Source organism: Nereida ignava (assembly GCF_047114695.1).
GTDB lineage: Bacteria > Pseudomonadota > Alphaproteobacteria > Rhodobacterales > Rhodobacteraceae > Nereida > Nereida ignava.
In genome coordinates, this window is record NZ_CP112885.1 from 2159152 (window position 1) to 2174424 (window position 15273).

A 15273-nucleotide genomic window follows, 5' to 3' on the forward strand; every position below is an offset into this window, starting at 1 on the left:
GGCGGTTGTGTCGCGTGTGCGGCCCTTGAGGCTGACCGCAATTCTGCCCATATAGGATGTAACAGTTAGCGAAAAGGCCAGACCAAATGCAAACGCGTAACAAAATTATGGACGACATCAGCCAGCTTATGACCAACGCCATGGGTGTAGCCCAAGGTGCCAAGGACGAAGCAGAAAACGCAATGAAATCAATGATGGACCGCTGGTTGGCGGACCGTGAATTGGTAACGCGCGAAGAATTTGACGCCGTGCGCGCGATGGCTGTGAAAGCCCGCGAAGAGAACGCGGCCTTGCTTGCCCGGCTTGAGGCGCTTGAAGCTAAGGGCAAGAAAAAGGGTTAAACTCGCTCCCTTGTTTTAACCAGATTTCGAAATTTGAGCCGGCTCTTCTTTGTGAAGGGCCGGTTTTTTCGTGGTTAATTATTACGATTGCCGATTAAGCGCCAAAAATAGTGGTAAATGCCATCTTACCCACAAGTTATTGAGGTTATCCCCAAATATTGTCTTTACAGGCCCCCATGCGATGGCACAGCATGTAGCTAAGGGGCGAGGGGCAACCACACCCCCTTGAGTAGGTACCCTAGCGCTAGGTCGACTGCCATCGACGGCGCCAACACCTGAAAGGCCACAAAATGGCACTCTCTGAGCAGTATTTGGACGCCGAAGACCTTCATCCAATTGATATCGTTGAACATCTTGCTGAACATCATGACTGGCAGTTTGATCGCATTCATGATGATCAGATTGCAATGGCGGTTGAGGGGCAGTGGCGGACGTATTCAATTACGCTGGCTTGGGTCGCATCCGATGAGACGTTGCGGTTGATTTGCACGTTCGACATGGAGCCGCCGAAAGACCGGATGCCTGCGTTGATGGAGGCCCTGAATGCGGTGAATGACCGGTGTTGGGCCGGGGCGTTTTCGTATTGGGAAGAGCAAAAGCTGATGGTGTTCCGATACGGGTTGATCCTTGCGGGTGGGCAGATTGCCAGCCCCGAGCAGATTGATACGGCAATTAATGCAGCAGTTATGTCCGCTGAAAGATATTACCCCGCGTTTCAGCTTGCGACATGGGGCGACACCAGTGTTGAGGCTGCCTTACAAACGGCCATTGCGGAAGCTTACGGGCGCGCCTAACTTGCCTTGAAAACGGCAGGGGGCGTCTATGAATTTAGGACAGATTGAACAGCGCGGCATGGTTTTGTTGGGCTGCGGAAAAATGGGTTCGGCAATGTTGCGTGGGTGGCTTGCCGACGGGCTTTCGACGCAAGCCGTGAGCGTGATTGATCCGTTTCCAAGCGCGTGGCTGAGCGAATGTGGCGTGCGCGTTAATCAAGAATTGCCTGCTAATCCTGCGCTCGTTCTGATCGCCGTGAAGCCGCAAATGATGGGTGATGCGCTGCCGCAAATGCAAGCGCTCGGCAACGGTGACACTGTCTTTTTGTCAGTCGCCGCGGGGGTGACCTTGGCGAATTTGTCCAATGTTTTGGGGGCGAAAACGCCAATCATTCGAGCCATGCCAAACACGCCGGCCGCCGTTGGGGCGGGCATCACGGCGTTGATCGGAAATGCCGAGGCAACGCCCGATCATTTAGACATGGCAGAGGCCTTGTTGCGTGCCGTGGGGCAGGTGGTGCGTCTGGACAACGAAGATCAGATGGACGCGGTTACGGGGGTGTCTGGGTCCGGTCCGGCGTATGTTTTCAATATGATTGAGGCGCTGGCAGCGGCGGGCCAAGCCCAAGGGTTGGGTGCGGATTTGGCGATGCAGCTTGCAAAAGCCACGGTTGCAGGGGCGGGGCAATTGGCGGCGGCATCAGAAGAAACCCCATCCGAGTTAAGGGTCAATGTGACATCCCCTAATGGAACCACCCAAGCGGGACTGGAGGTTTTGATGGATGGGAAAGACGGCCTTGCACCCTTGATGAGCAAAACAGTGGCTGCTGCAACCGCGCGTTCAAAGGAACTGGCAAATGGCTAAGATTTCTTTTGATGATTTTATGAAAGTGGACATCCGTGCAGGCAAAGTTGTGCGTGCGGAACCATATCCTGAAGCGCGCAAACCGGCGATCAAACTTTTGATCGATTTCGGGGGCGACATTGGCGAAAAACGCTCCAGTGCGCAGGTTACCGATCATTATTCGCCCGAGGGGCTTGTGGGTAAAACGGTGATGGCGGTGGTGAATTTTCCACCACGCCAGATCGGTAAATTCATGTCTGAAGTGCTGGTGTTGGGCGTGAGTGATGCGCAAGGGGGGATTGTGTTGATTTCGCCCGATCAAGATGTGCCAATTGGGGGGCGACTACATTGACTAAGCTATTGATTACACGAAACTTACCACAAGACGTGCTTGAGGCAGCAAAGGCGGTAGCTGATGTAACGGTCCGCGAAGATCAGTCCCCAATGTCCGCGCAAGAGGCGGCTGAAATGCTGCAAGCGTATGATGTGATCCTGCCCACGTTAGGCGATCAATTCAGCGCTGCGGCTTTTGGTGCGGCGCCAAATCCGCGTTGTAAAATGCTCGCAAATTTTGGGGTGGGTTATAATCACATTGATGTTTTGGCGGCCCAAAAGGCAGGTGTTTCAGTTTCCAATACCCCTGGTGCGGTGACTGATGCGACTGCTGATATTGCGATGTCGTTGATCTTGATGAGTTGTCGTCGGCTTGGCGAAGGTGAGCGGATGGTTCGTGCAAACGCATGGGATGGATGGCATCCCACACAACTGTTGGGCATGCATATTGGCGGCAAAACCCTTGGGATCATCGGTATGGGGCGGATCGGCAAAGCAATCGCCCGCCGCGCAGCCGCTGGTTTCGGAATGAATGTAATATTCTACAACCGCTCAACGGTTGACGCGCCTGAACATGGCACACAGGTACCCGAGATTTCACAGGTGTTAGGGGCGTCGGATGTGGTTGTACTGGCCGTGCCGGCAACGCCGCAAACCCACCGTTTGATGAACGCTGAGCGATTTGCGCAGATGCAGCCCCATGCACATTTGATCAATATCGCGCGTGGCGATGTGGTGGATGAGGCGGCCTTGGTCGATGCGCTGCAAAGTGGTCAAATCGCCGGTGCGGGCCTTGATGTATATGAGCGCGAGCCAGTTGTGTCAGAGGCGCTTTTGCAGATGGAAAACGTGGCGCTGCTGCCGCATCTTGGCACCGCGGCCCTTGAGGTGCGCGTTGATATGGGACTGATGGCGGTGCGCAATGTTGCCGCGCATATCAACGGCGCGCCACTGCCTAATCTGGTTCTGCCATGAGCTGCGCTGCTAGCTGACTGCTTCGCGCCAATGACGGCGGCAGAGCGAGACATATGTCTCATTGCCGCCAATTTGCACTTGGGCGCCGTCTTTTAGGGCCTGCCCGCTTTCATCTTGACGCACGACCATGGTCGCCTTGCGCCCGCAGTGACAGATTGTGCGGACTTCGCGCATCTCATCCGCAAGGGCCAGCAACGCCGCAGAGCCGGGGAAAAGTTCGCCGCGAAAGTCTACGCGCAAACCGTATGCCATGATGGGCACGTTGAGGTCATCTACCGCGCGGGCCAGTCCCCAAACTTGCTCTTTGGTTAGAAACTGCGCCTCGTCGATGAACACGCACGCACACGGACCGGCCTCAAGGCGCGCTGAAATTTTGGCAAAAAGATCGTCGGTTTCGTCGAATGTGTCGGCCTCAACGCCGATGCCAATACGGCTGGCGATGCGGCCTTCACCGGCGCGGCGATCAAAGCGGGCGGTTAGCAAATAGGTCTGCATGCCGCGCTCGATATAGTTGTGAGACGCCTGCAACAGCACCGTGGATTTGCCCGCGTTCATTGTAGAGTAATGAAAGTAAAGTTTTGCCATAGGGTCTGCTACCCCAAGGATTGTCTGAACTGCAAGATGCAAGACGCGCCAAGTGAGATTTGGCCTTGAAGCGGCGTTATGAATGCGGGACGCTTTGGGCAAATGCCGGTTGGCACAGGTTTATTCAGGAAAGCGCTCAGATGTCTGACACATCTCTTTTTGATCCCGCACAGCTTCATTCAATTTCGCCCAACGGTTTGGTGGGGCAGGGCGATGACGGTCATCCGCCGCGTATTTTGATGCTCTACGGATCGGTGCGCCCGCAAAGTTATTCTCGTGCCGCCGCCCAAGAAGGGGCGCGCGTTCTTGAGGCGCTTGGAGCGGACGTTCGGTCCTTTGACCCCTCCGGTCTGCCCCTTCCTGATGATGCGGCACCGGAGCATCCCAAAGTGGCGGAGCTACGGGAGCTTGCCCTGTGGTCCGAGGGGATGGTCTGGTCCAGTCCCGAGAGGCATGGCGCGATGACGGCGATCATGAAAGCCCAAATTGACTGGCTGCCTTTGTCGGCGATTGGCGGCATTCGCCCAACCCAAGGTAAAACACTGGCGTTGATGCAGGTGTCCGGTGGCTCGCAAAGTTTCAACACAGTGAACCAAATGCGCATCTTGGGCCGTTGGATGCGGATGATAACAATCCCGAACCAGTCAAGCATTCCCAAGGCGTGGCTTGAATTTGAAGAAGGCCGGATGAAACCAAGCGCACTTTATAATCGGATTGTCGATGTGATGGAGGAACTGGTTAAGTTCACCTACATGACGCGCGGCCGTTCTGCGTATTTGACGGACCGGTATTCAGAGCGGGTTGAAACGGCCGAGGCAGTGCACAAGCGCGTGTCACAAAAAGACTAACCTGCTTTTCGCAAAATAACGCTGCCCACGGAATACCCCGCGCCGAAACTACAAATCAGACCGTGATCACCGGCTACCATGTCATCAGAGTGCTGTGAAAAAGCGATGATGCTGCCCGCACTTGAGGTGTTGGCGTAGTCTTGCAGAATGTTGGGTTGCTCGCCATTTTCGGGCACACGGCCAAGGACCTTTTTGCCGATGTAGTCATTCATGGTTTTGTTGGCTTGGTGTAACCAAAGGCGCTTCAGCTCATCCGCGGCGATGTTCTGAGCGGTCATGTGATCAGCGATATGTTTGCTGACAAGCGGCAGAACTTCTTTGAAAACTTTGCGGCCATTTTGCATGAACTGCATGTCGCGGCGATCGTCCATGTGATCATGGGTGCGGCGCAAAAATCCGTTGTTGTTACGGATATTGTTTGAAAACGACGTGGCGCATAGGGTTGAGGTGATCTCAAAATGCGGGCCTTTGGCATCCTCGGCGCGTTCGATCAAAACTGCCGTTGCCACATCGCCAAAAATGAAATGGCAGTCCCGGTCGCGCCATTCCAGATGAGCGGAACAAATTTCGGGACAGATCACAAGAGCCGAGCGGATCGAGCCGGACTTAATCATATCGGCGGCGGCCTGAATGCCAAACGTGGCCGATGAGCAGGCGACGTTCATATCAAAAGCAAAGCCACCGGCCCCGATAAGGTCCTGAATTTCGATGGCAATTGCGGGGTAGGCGCGCTCGTGGTTTGAGGCAGCGCATAGAATGGCGTCCACATCCATGGCGGATTTCCCCGCCATATCCAGTGCCTTTTTCGCGGCTTTCATCCCCATTTCCGCCATCAAAGAGGGGGCATCATCAGCGCGTGCGTCAAGTTTGGGATACATGCGCGCGGGGTCCAGAACGCCCTCTTTATCCATCACATAGCGGTTCTCGATGCCCGATGCGTTGTGAATGAATTCCGCTGAGGAATGCGCCTTTGCGGTCACTTCGCCACTTTCGATTTTGGCTGCGTTTTCGGTGTTAAAGCGGTCCACATAGGCGTTGAACGCGACAACAAGCTCATCATTGGTGATGATGTTTTCCGGTGTGAAGACCCCGTGGCCTGTGATTGCTGCTGCGTGCATAATATGTCCCTTTGGCTTGGGGTATTTTTGCGGACACTCAATGGGTTAGGTCAAGCGCTACGTTACGGCGCTTTGGTACGGTTCGCGTGTGAAGTTTGATTTTTCAGCACGCTTCAGAAACGAAAAAGCCCGCCTAGAACCAATGGTCAGGCGGGCTTTTGTCGTACATTAGCGCTGATTGAAGGCTTAGCTTTCTTGCAGCGCTTTCACTTCGATTTCACCACCCGCGCGTGCGCGCATGGCAAGGGCAGCAGCGTGTGATGCGGCGGCTGTCGTGAAGTAGGGGATCTTGTCATAAAGAGCGACTTTGCGAATTTCACGACTGTCCTCAATGGCTTGCGCCCCTTCTGTCGTATTGAGAACCAAGCTGATTGCGCCGTCTTTCAGTTGGTCCACCACGTTCGGGCGGCCCTCATAGACTTTGTTGACCAACTCCACGCTAAGGCCTGCGTCTGTCAGGAATTTCGCAGTACCGCTGGTGGCCATCAACGTGTGCCCCAACTCAAGAAGCACAGTGGCGGCTTCTATCATTGCAGGCGTTTTGTCGCTGTCTTTGATTGAGAAGAACACTTTGCCTTCACCGCCTTGTGGAAGCTCGGTGCCAGCGCCCATTTGCGCTTTGAGGAAGGCCATGTGGAAGTCTTTGTCAGACCCCATCACCTCGCCTGTAGAGCGCATTTCTGGCCCAAGAATCGTGTCCACACCGGGGAAGCGTGCAAACGGAAGCACTGCTTCTTTGACCGCGTAGGTGTCGATTTCAGGATCAACCAGATCGAAGTCTGCCAGCTTTGCACCGGCCATGATTTGCGCGGCGATTGAGGCGATTGGGCTGTTCACAGCTTTGGCCACAAATGGCACTGTCCGTGAGGCGCGTGGGTTTACCTCGATCAGGTAGATGTCACCGTCTTTCACCGCGAACTGGATGTTCATCAGACCGACAACGTTGAGGCCCCGCGCAAGCGCTTCTGTCTGGCGGCGCAGCTCTTTGATCGTATCAGCAGTCAGTGAGTAGGGTGGCAGCGAACAGGCACTGTCACCTGAGTGTACGCCGGCTTCTTCGATGTGCTGCATGATGCCTGCGACGTGCACATCTGTGCCGTCGCTTAGCGCGTCAACGTCGATCTCAACGGCACCGGACAAGTAGCTGTCCAGCAGCACTGGGCTGTCGCCAGAGACCACGACGGCCTCGTTAATGTAGCGGGTCAAGTGTGCGTCGTCGCGAACGATTTCCATCGCGCGGCCACCCAAAACATAAGACGGGCGGATCACCAACGGATAGCCAACGTCTTGGGCGATCGACATGGCTTCAGCGTCAGAATGTGCAATGCCATTCTTGGGTTGCTTCAGCTCAAGACGCTCAACAAGGGCTTGGAAACGCTCACGATCTTCTGCCAGATCAATCGCGTCGGGGGATGTACCGAGGATCGGGATACCAGCGGCTTCAAGACCATTTGCAAGCTTCAGCGGGGTCTGTCCGCCGAATTGAACGATCACACCGTGCAGGGTGCCGTTCTCTTGCTCAACGCGCAGGATTTCCATGACATGTTCAAATGTCAGCGGCTCAAAATAGAGGCGATCCGACGTGTCATAATCCGTTGAGACAGTCTCGGGGTTGCAGTTGATCATGATGGTTTCATAGCCCGCGTCGGTCAGCGCGTAGCACGCGTGGCAACAGCAGTAATCAAACTCAATGCCTTGGCCGATCCGGTTTGGACCACCACCCAGAATGACAACTTTCTTACGCTCGGATGGGCGCGCCTCACATTCGGGCGTACCCATGATGGGCGCTTCGTAAGTGGAGTACATGTAAGGCGTTTGCGCCTCAAATTCGGCAGCACAGGTATCGATACGCTTGAACTGTGCGACCACGCCAAGGTTCTGGCGGGCGCGGCGTACGTTGTCTTCGTCCCGGCCCGTCAGAGTGGCAAGACGCGCATCTGTAAAGCCCAGCATTTTGATTTTGCGCAGGGCGTGTTCGTTGGTGGGTAGACCGTTCTTGCGAATGTCTGCCTCGGCGTCGATGATTTCGCGGATACGCGCAAGGAACCAAGGGTCGAACGCAGTTGCTGCGTGAATTTCGTCGTCGCTGAGACCTTCGCGCATGGCTTGGGCAATTACGCGGATCCGGTCCGGTGTTTGTTTTGCCAGCGCTTTTACCACTGCTGATTTCTCAGGCGCGCCTTCGATTTTGATCTCGTCAAAGCCAGTCAGACCCGATTCCATCGAGGCCAACGCTTTCTGCATCGATTCGTGGATGGTCCGGCCAATGGCCATCGCCTCGCCCACGGATTTCATCGCGGTGGTCAAATAAGGCTCAGAGCCGGGGAATTTCTCAAAGGCAAACTTTGGAATCTTGGTGACCACATAGTCGATTGTGGGTTCAAAGCTGGCGGGTGTGACGCGAGTGATGTCGTTGTCCAACTCATCAAGCGTGTAGCCCACGGCCAGTTTGGCGGCAATTTTTGCAATCGGGAAACCGGTCGCCTTGGAGGCCAGCGCGGAAGAGCGTGACACACGCGGGTTCATCTCAATGACAACCATGCGGCCGTCTTTGGGGTTCACCGCCCATTGTACGTTTGACCCACCTGTTTCAACGCCAATTTCGCGCAAAACGTTGATGCTGTGTGTGCGCATCAGTTGGTATTCTTTGTCCGTCAGGGTCAGCGCAGGAGCAACCGTGATACTGTCGCCTGTGTGCACGCCCATCGGATCAATATTCTCGATTGAGCACACGATGATGGCGTTGTCTGCTGTGTCGCGCACAACTTCCATCTCGAACTCTTTCCAGCCCAAAAGTGATTCATCAATCAGGATTTGATTGACGGGCGATGCATCAAGGCCGGTTTTGCAGAAGTGTTCATAGTCATCGCGGTTATACGCAACGCCGCCGCCGGTGCCGCCCATCGTGAAAGCAGGGCGGATAATCGCGGGCAGGCCGATATCTTCGAGGGCGGCCATACATTCGTCCATTGTGTTGGCGATTGTGGCGCGCGGGTTTTCGATGTTCAGGCGGTCCATCGCCTCACGGAACAGCTTACGGTCTTCGGCCATTTCGATGGCTTCGCGTTTGGCGCCGATCAGCTCAACGTTGAATTTCTCAAGCACGCCCATGTCATCAAGAGCCAGCGAGGTATTCAGGCCCGTTTGACCGCCCATTGTGGGCAACAGCGCGTCGGGGCGCTCTTTCTCGATGATCTTGGAAACGACCTCTGGGGTGATCGGCTCGATGTAGGTTGCATCGGCAAGGCCGGGGTCTGTCATGATGGTGGCAGGGTTCGAGTTAACCAAGATAACCCGGTACCCTTCTTCGCGCAGTGCCTTACAGGCTTGGGCGCCAGAGTAGTCGAACTCACAAGCTTGGCCAATCACAATAGGCCCCGCTCCGATGATCATGATTGACTTGATATCAGTGCGCTTTGGCATGGCAGTGCCCTCGGTTGTGATTGCAAATTGTCGTGCGTTATAGGCATCGCGCGGCGCGGTGCAAGGGGATTGGCACGCTGATCTATAAAACAATGCAGCACCGCGTGCACGCGCGCATTTTCCTTGTGCCTTTTGCGGCTGGTTTGCATGCGGCATCCGCGCGATAGGCCTGTTTGGGGCGTCATGGTCCTGCAATGGGGCTAAATGCGGGTAATTATGGGAGATTGGCGTTGGAATTGGGCGCTTTCCCTTGACTTTACGGGGTAGGCGCGGTGTATCGCGTCAGACCTGATATTCATGGGAAAGAGCCGATTATGCACGCCTACCGCAGCCACACTTGCGCCGATCTAAACAAATCAAACGTGGGCGAGACCGTTCGCCTGTCCGGTTGGGTGCACCGCGTGCGTGATCACGGCGGGTTGTTGTTCATCGATTTGCGCGACCACTACGGCATCACGCAAGTCATGGCCGATCCCGACAGCCCCGTATTTTCCGAGATTGAGAAAGTCCGCAGCGAATGGTGTATCCGCATTGATGGCAATGTCATGGCGCGGGACGAAAGCCTTGTGAACCCCAAGATCCCAACTGGTGAAATTGAGGTGTTCATTCGTGACATCGAAGTGCTGGGCGCGTCTGCTGAACTGCCCTTGATGGTGTTCGGTGAGCAGGAATACCCCGAAGAAACCCGCCTGAAGTACCGCTACCTCGATCTGCGCCGCGAAAAATTGCAGCGTAACATGGCGATGCGCTCAGACGTGGTGGCATCCATGCGCAAGCGGATGTGGGACTTAAACTTCCGCGAATATCAAACGCCGATCATCACAGCCTCAAGCCCAGAGGGCGCCCGTGATTTCTTGGTGCCCTCACGTCTGCACCCGGGTAAATTCTATGCGCTGCCCCAAGCGCCACAGCAGTTCAAACAGCTGATCATGGTGTCCGGCTATGATAAATATTTCCAGATCGCGCCGTGTTTCCGCGACGAAGATCCCCGTGCGGACCGCTCGCCTACTGATTTCTACCAGCTTGACCTTGAGATGTCGTTTGTTGAGCAGCAGGACGTCTTTGATACGATCCAACCAGTCCTAACAGGTGTTTTTGAGGAGTTCGGTGGTGGACGCGCTGTTGATCAGGAGTGGCCGCAGATTTCATATAAAGATGCAGCCCTTTGGTACGGCACCGACAAGCCTGACTTGCGTAACCCGATTAAAATGCAGGTTGTGTCCGATCATTTCCGTGGATCAGGTTTTGCTATTTTCGCCAAATTGCTTGAGCAAGAAGGCACTGAAATTCGCGCGATCCCTGCGCCAAAAGGTGGATCACGTAAGTTCTGTGACCGTATGAATGCCTTTGCGCAAAAAGAAGGTCTGCCTGGGATGGGCTACATCTTCTGGCGCGACCAAGGCGAGGGCATGGAGGCCGCGGGTCCGCTTGCCAAAAACATCGGTCCCGAGCGCACAGAAGCAATTCGTCAGCAACTGGGTCTTGGCGTTGGCGATGCTGCATTCTTCTTGGGCGGTAAGCCGAAGGCGTTTGAAGGCGTGGCTGGCAAAGCGCGCGTTGAAATTGGCAACGAGCTTGGCCTGACCGACCTGAACCGTTTTGCGTTCGCTTGGATCGTGGATTTCCCGATCTATGAGCGTGATGAGGAAACTGGCAAAATCGATTTTGAGCACAACCCGTTCTCAATGCCCCAAGGCGGCATGGATGCACTGGATGGCAATCCCGAAGATGTGCTGGGCTACCAATATGACTTGGCCTGTAACGGCTATGAGTTGGTGTCCGGTGCGATCCGGAATCACCGCCCAGAGATTATGTTCAAAGCGTTCGAGATTGCGGGTTACGGCAAAGACGAAGTCGAAAAACGTTTTGGTGGCATGGTTAACGCGTTCCAATACGGCGCGCCTCCCCACGGTGGATGTGCGGCGGGTATCGACCGGATTGTGATGCTTTTGGCGGATGAGGCAAACATTCGTGAAGTGATCATGTTCCCGATGAACCAACGCGCCGAAGATCTGATGATGGGCGCGCCGAACGATCCGATGAACGAACAGCTGCGCGAGTTGTCGCTGCGTGTGATTGATCCCGAATGAGCCTAGACGCGTGGCGCCCTGTTGCTCTGCCTGAACGGGTAGAATTGCGTGGGCGCTACGTTACGCTTGAGCCTTTATCTACCGATCATGAAGACGGCTTGATTGCTGCCTTCTCCGAAGACATTGGCGGTAAGATGTGGGACTGGTTGCCTACTGGGCCCTTCGCAGGAAGCCAGTATCGGGCGTGGCTTGATGCCGCCCGTATCACTAATGACCCGCTGCATTTTGCTGTGCGTATGGAAGATGGGCGTCTTGGCGGTACTTTGTCATTGATGCGTATCGATCCCAAGAACGGCGTTGCCGAAGTCGGTTGGGTGACGTTTGCGCCAAGATTGCAACGCACCCGTGAAGCGACAGAAGCAGTGTATCTGTTGATCAAATGGGCGTTTGAGGCTGGCTATCGCCGGTTTGAATGGAAGTGCAACAGCCGCAACCTCGGATCACGCCGCGCTGCGGAAAGGTTTGGCTTTTCCTATGAAGGCATTTTCCGCCAAGCAGTTGTCGTCAAAGGCCGCAACCGCGATACGGTTTGGTACGCGATGATTGACGGTGAATGGCCACAGTTGCGCGATGCATTCGAGACTTGGCTTAATGCGGACAACTTTGATGCGGACGGTCATCAGATTAAACCGTTACGCGACCTGACCGCGCCAGTTTTGGTAAGCCGAGATCCTGCTCTTTAGAAATTATTCTGGCTGGACCTAACCCGCAAAGGCACGCCCGAATGTTGTGTGGCTTTTTGCTAAATTGGCTGGGTAAAGCTTGGGTCTGTCTCGATCACGGTGTCACGGGCGAAATCTGTGGACGCGCCAATAAGTGAGGCAAGGATGCCAACGGCCAAGAATGTGGCGCCCGTGGTTAACACGATCCAATCCACAGTCCCCTTTGAGCGCGTATCTGCGTTTGCCCACAACTTTTGTGCCAGTCTTTCCATCTTGAACACCCCACAATTAAACAACCATCATGCTGATACGTTTGCTGCGTAAATGTGGCAGGTGTTTGGTGTCCTCGTGCCGATAAGATGAATTTACGTTTCAGTTACATCTTTTTGCCGCGCTAAATTACGGCGCGCGCGTTGAGGCGGTCTTGGACAAGTCCCGAAAGAGCCGCGATCGCGTTTGGGAGGTGGTGACCCTCGGTACGTGCGTCGATCAAATTATCCACAGCAATGCTAAGCTCGCGGTCCGAGGCCGTGCGTGCCACGCCTCCGGTGAATTGTGTGATGTAGTCGAGCACACGCGCGTCCGTCTCAGCACCAAGTACATCAGCGATGTGCGCCATATCATTCTGGTAAGCAATCCTGTCGGGTACGATAATTTCATCATTTACACTGCGCGGACCAGAGGGGCGCCTGTCATCGGGCAAGTGGCTGAGCACCGCGTCTTGAAAGGCTGCAAGACTGGTCAGCGGTTTTTCCAAAAAGCCATCCGCACCCGCTGCCAGAGCCATATCTTGGCCGTTTGGATCACCGCTGGTGCCCAAAATGACATCCACGCGTGGGCTCGCATTCGCCAGATCTTCAAGCAGGTCGGCACCGCTTCCATCGGGAAGGCCGATATCAATGACGATCACCGATGGTCTGTAAACTTTAAGATGGCGGCGCGCTGAAGTCAGGCAATCCGCCATCCTGATGCGCGCGCCTGAACGCAGGCACATCAACCGAAGGGCCTCACAGGCGTAGCGGCTGTCTTCGACAACAAGAATGGTTTGCCCCAGAAGAGGGCGGTCGTTGGTGGCTTTGGGGGTGGTGAGATAGTCATCAAGGCTGGGCATGGCAGTGCTCCGCTGCGGTTACTGTTGAACGATTTACGCCTTCAGAAATACGGGCGCATGCCTAACAGCGGGTTAATGTGCCGCGCTTGTGATGACTTGTTTCTGGCGGCTCATCCGCCCATAAACAGGCCAAATACTGACTGGAGACCCCACTATGATTGGCCGCCTGAACCATATCGCCATCGCCGTTCCTGACCTTGGGGCTGCGTGCGATCAATACCGCAATACGCTTGGCGCCAATGTAGGCGCGCCGCAGGATGAGCCGGATCACGGGGTGACTGTTGTGTTCATCGAGCTGCCGAACACCAAAGTGGAGTTGCTGTATCCCTTGGGCGAAGATAGTCCGATCAGAGGGTTTTTGGACAAAAATCCCGTCGGGGGCATCCATCACATGTGTTATGAAGTCGACGATATCTTGGTCGCCCGTGACAGACTAAAAGCAGATGGCATGCGTGTTCTGGGCACAGGTGAGCCGAAAATTGGCGCACACGGAAAGCCGGTTTTGTTTTTGCACCCCAAAGACTTTAACGGCTGCCTTGTCGAGCTAGAACAAGTCTAAGTGATTTAGAAAGGCCTGCCCATGTCCATCACCTCTGCTATCGTTTTGTTTGCCGTGATCTGGTTCATGGTATTTTTTTGCGTGCTGCCTTTGCGCATGGTTACCCAAGGCGACACAGGCGAAATCGTGCCTGGCACACATGCCTCTTCGCCGGCGGATGCGCAGATTAAACGGAAAGCCAAGATCACGACTTATTGGGCGATTGGCCTGTGGATTGTCATTGCGAGCACGTTGGTGTCGGGTCTTTTGACAGTTGAAAGCATCGATATGTTCAACCGTATGGGGCCCGGATCCGGCTTGCCACAAGCGGCGGGCTAAGCGCGGCTTTGCAGGGTGTGAAAAAGGTTTGTAAAGGTCGCTGCGCCCAGAATTGGGACCAGTAAGTTCAACATTGGCACGGATAAGACAACGGCCATCACACCGCCTGCCAGCCAAATTCTAAGCGCATGTTTGCGCCGCAGTTGCTTTGCTTCTTTGAGACCGACACGCCGCGCGGCCACAAGTTGGAAATATTCCCGCCCCAGTAAAAAGCCGTTTAGTCCCCAAAAGATTAGCGGTGCGAAGGGCAAAAAGATCAGATATAGCACTAAGGCCAGAAGATTAGCGCCTGCCATCACGGTTAAAAACCCAAGCGAGTCCCGCAGTGTTTGTGCAATCCCGAGGGCTGTCGCAGGGGGTAAATGTGGGAAGTGGCGGGCCTCAACAGCATCGGCAACATCCTCAAGAAAAAGCCCTGTCACTGCGGATGCAACAGGCACCATCAGAAACACTGACAGGACCGCCATCAATGGGACCGCTGCCCAGCTAATGGCGTTTTCCACCCACGTAACCGTGCCGATCCACGGAAGGTTGATCTGATCAGGTAGCAGCCAGCCGATGCCCCAGATCACAGCCGCCCCAAGGCCAATGAGTGTCACAATCGTGAGAGCAATCGCTTTGGCAGCAACGCTCCAAAAAGCAGGATCAGAGAATTGCGCCGCAGCAAGTAGCACCGCCTGAAGGATCACGATGCGACCCAAGTGGTTATGCTGTCCACGTCGGGACGCGGGCGTTCGGGTGGTGGATTGGTTTCTGTGCCCAAATGGATCAACCCCGCGATGCGCTCGTGTGGTGCAAGCCCCAGATGTGTCTGCGTAAACTCTGCGTCATGACTGGCCGGCCCCGACAGCCAGTTTGCCCCCCAGCCAGATGCAAGCGCACCATTGAGCAGCGCCAGACAAACAGCACCCGCTGAATAGGTTTGCTCCAGAGGCGGAATTTTTGGGGATGGTTTGGGGCTTTCAACAACAGCTACTGCAAGATGCGCATTTGCATATTGCGCGGTTTGTTTGGCAATGATGGCGGTGTCATCGGTGCGCGCGCTTACAAATTTTTCAACCTCGGCCGCGAGGCGCAGCAATGCGGGCCGCTGCAACACGATAAAGCGCCACGGCTCAAGCTTGCCATGATCGGGCGTGCGCGCAGCGATGGTCAAAAGGGCGCGCAGATTATCGTCGCCGGGAACCGGAGTGGTAAGGGTCTTTGCTGGACGTGAGCGGCGCGATTGCAAAAAAGCCAAAGCGGCGGTGTTCGGTGCGGGCATGACGGATCCTTTATAGCGCCTTCGCCCCT

Annotated in this window: 17 protein-coding genes; 10 read left to right on the forward strand and 7 right to left on the reverse strand. The window is 55.2% G+C overall.

The window, feature by feature from the left end; genetic code table 11:
• The first annotated feature begins 86 nt into the window (after nucleotides 1–86).
• The 5 genes from OLX08_RS10670 to OLX08_RS10690 all read left to right on the forward strand — a co-directional run bounded on the left by OLX08_RS10670 (nucleotide 87) and on the right by OLX08_RS10690 (nucleotide 3266).
• Nucleotides 87–341: an accessory factor UbiK family protein gene (locus tag OLX08_RS10670; RefSeq protein WP_048599455.1), complete on the forward strand. Its 255-nt coding sequence runs from the start codon at nucleotides 87–89 to the stop codon at nucleotides 339–341.
• Between the two features lie 290 nt (nucleotides 342–631).
• Nucleotides 632–1135 carry a YbjN domain-containing protein gene (locus tag OLX08_RS10675; RefSeq protein ID WP_391481337.1) on the forward strand — a complete coding sequence of 168 codons (504 nt, stop codon included), beginning with the start codon at nucleotides 632–634 and terminating at the stop codon, nucleotides 1133–1135.
• Nucleotides 1136–1163: 28 nt separating this feature from the next.
• Nucleotides 1164–1979: a pyrroline-5-carboxylate reductase gene (gene proC, locus OLX08_RS10680; protein WP_391481338.1), complete on the forward strand. Its 816-nt coding sequence runs from the start codon at nucleotides 1164–1166 to the stop codon at nucleotides 1977–1979.
• A complete protein-coding gene (locus OLX08_RS10685; RefSeq protein WP_391481340.1) occupies nucleotides 1972–2310 on the forward strand; it encodes a tRNA-binding protein in 339 nt (112 codons plus the stop codon). Before proC ends, OLX08_RS10685 begins: the two co-directional genes overlap by 8 nt.
• A complete protein-coding gene (locus tag OLX08_RS10690; protein WP_391481342.1) occupies nucleotides 2307–3266 on the forward strand; it encodes a 2-hydroxyacid dehydrogenase in 960 nt (319 codons plus the stop codon). Before OLX08_RS10685 ends, OLX08_RS10690 begins: the two co-directional genes overlap by 4 nt.
• 9 nt (nucleotides 3267–3275) lie before the next feature.
• Here the strand turns inward: OLX08_RS10690 and OLX08_RS10695 are convergent, their stop codons facing one another.
• The gene (locus OLX08_RS10695; protein ID WP_391481344.1) at nucleotides 3276–3851 is read right to left on the reverse strand and encodes a thymidine kinase; all 576 of its coding nucleotides are present in this window, start codon (nucleotides 3849–3851) and stop codon (nucleotides 3276–3278) included.
• A gap of 140 nt (nucleotides 3852–3991) precedes the next feature.
• Here OLX08_RS10695 and arsH point away from each other — a divergent pair, with 140 nt between their 5' ends.
• Nucleotides 3992–4699, forward strand: coding sequence for an arsenical resistance protein ArsH (gene arsH, locus OLX08_RS10700; protein ID WP_391481345.1), 708 nt, complete (start codon nucleotides 3992–3994; stop codon nucleotides 4697–4699).
• On the opposite strand, the gene OLX08_RS10705 is transcribed toward arsH, so the two are convergent.
• On the reverse strand, nucleotides 4696–5817 hold the full coding sequence (locus OLX08_RS10705; RefSeq protein ID WP_391481347.1) for a beta-ketoacyl-ACP synthase III: 1122 nt from the start codon (nucleotides 5815–5817) through the stop codon (nucleotides 4696–4698). The genes arsH and OLX08_RS10705 overlap by 4 nt on opposite strands.
• 186 nt (nucleotides 5818–6003) lie before the next feature.
• The gene (carB, locus tag OLX08_RS10710) at nucleotides 6004–9240 is read right to left on the reverse strand and encodes a carbamoyl-phosphate synthase large subunit (protein ID WP_391481348.1); all 3237 of its coding nucleotides are present in this window, start codon (nucleotides 9238–9240) and stop codon (nucleotides 6004–6006) included.
• Between the two features lie 314 nt (nucleotides 9241–9554).
• On the opposite strand from carB, the gene aspS reads away from it, so the two are divergent.
• Nucleotides 9555–11330, forward strand: a complete 1776-nt coding sequence (gene aspS, locus OLX08_RS10715) for an aspartate--tRNA ligase (protein WP_391481349.1) — start codon at nucleotides 9555–9557, stop codon at nucleotides 11328–11330.
• On the forward strand, nucleotides 11327–12013 hold the full coding sequence (locus tag OLX08_RS10720; protein ID WP_391481351.1) for a GNAT family N-acetyltransferase: 687 nt from the start codon (nucleotides 11327–11329) through the stop codon (nucleotides 12011–12013). The genes aspS and OLX08_RS10720 overlap by 4 nt, the downstream gene beginning before the upstream one ends.
• 59 nt (nucleotides 12014–12072) lie before the next feature.
• Here OLX08_RS10720 and OLX08_RS10725 read toward each other — a convergent pair whose 3' ends face one another.
• Both OLX08_RS10725 and OLX08_RS10730 read right to left on the reverse strand, forming a co-directional pair.
• On the reverse strand, nucleotides 12073–12264 hold the full coding sequence (locus OLX08_RS10725) for a hypothetical protein (protein ID WP_391481353.1): 192 nt from the start codon (nucleotides 12262–12264) through the stop codon (nucleotides 12073–12075).
• Nucleotides 12265–12386: 122 nt separating this feature from the next.
• Nucleotides 12387–13103 (reverse strand): response regulator, encoded by a 717-nt coding sequence (locus OLX08_RS10730; RefSeq protein ID WP_391481354.1) that lies wholly within the window; start codon nucleotides 13101–13103, stop codon nucleotides 12387–12389.
• Nucleotides 13104–13257: 154 nt separating this feature from the next.
• Between OLX08_RS10730 and mce the strand changes: the two genes are divergently transcribed.
• The gene (gene mce / locus OLX08_RS10735; protein WP_391481356.1) at nucleotides 13258–13662 is read left to right on the forward strand and encodes a methylmalonyl-CoA epimerase; all 405 of its coding nucleotides are present in this window, start codon (nucleotides 13258–13260) and stop codon (nucleotides 13660–13662) included.
• A gap of 21 nt (nucleotides 13663–13683) precedes the next feature.
• On the forward strand, nucleotides 13684–13980 hold the full coding sequence (locus tag OLX08_RS10740) for a DUF1467 family protein (protein WP_048599467.1): 297 nt from the start codon (nucleotides 13684–13686) through the stop codon (nucleotides 13978–13980).
• On the opposite strand, the gene OLX08_RS10745 is transcribed toward OLX08_RS10740, so the two are convergent.
• Nucleotides 13977–14669: an EI24 domain-containing protein gene (locus OLX08_RS10745; RefSeq protein WP_391481358.1), complete on the reverse strand. Its 693-nt coding sequence runs from the start codon at nucleotides 14667–14669 to the stop codon at nucleotides 13977–13979. The two genes, OLX08_RS10740 and OLX08_RS10745, sit on opposite strands and share 4 nt — an antisense overlap.
• Nucleotides 14666–15244, reverse strand: coding sequence for a nitroreductase (locus OLX08_RS10750; protein WP_391481360.1), 579 nt, complete (start codon nucleotides 15242–15244; stop codon nucleotides 14666–14668). The genes OLX08_RS10745 and OLX08_RS10750 overlap by 4 nt, the downstream gene beginning before the upstream one ends.
• Nucleotides 15245–15273 lie beyond the last annotated feature (29 nt).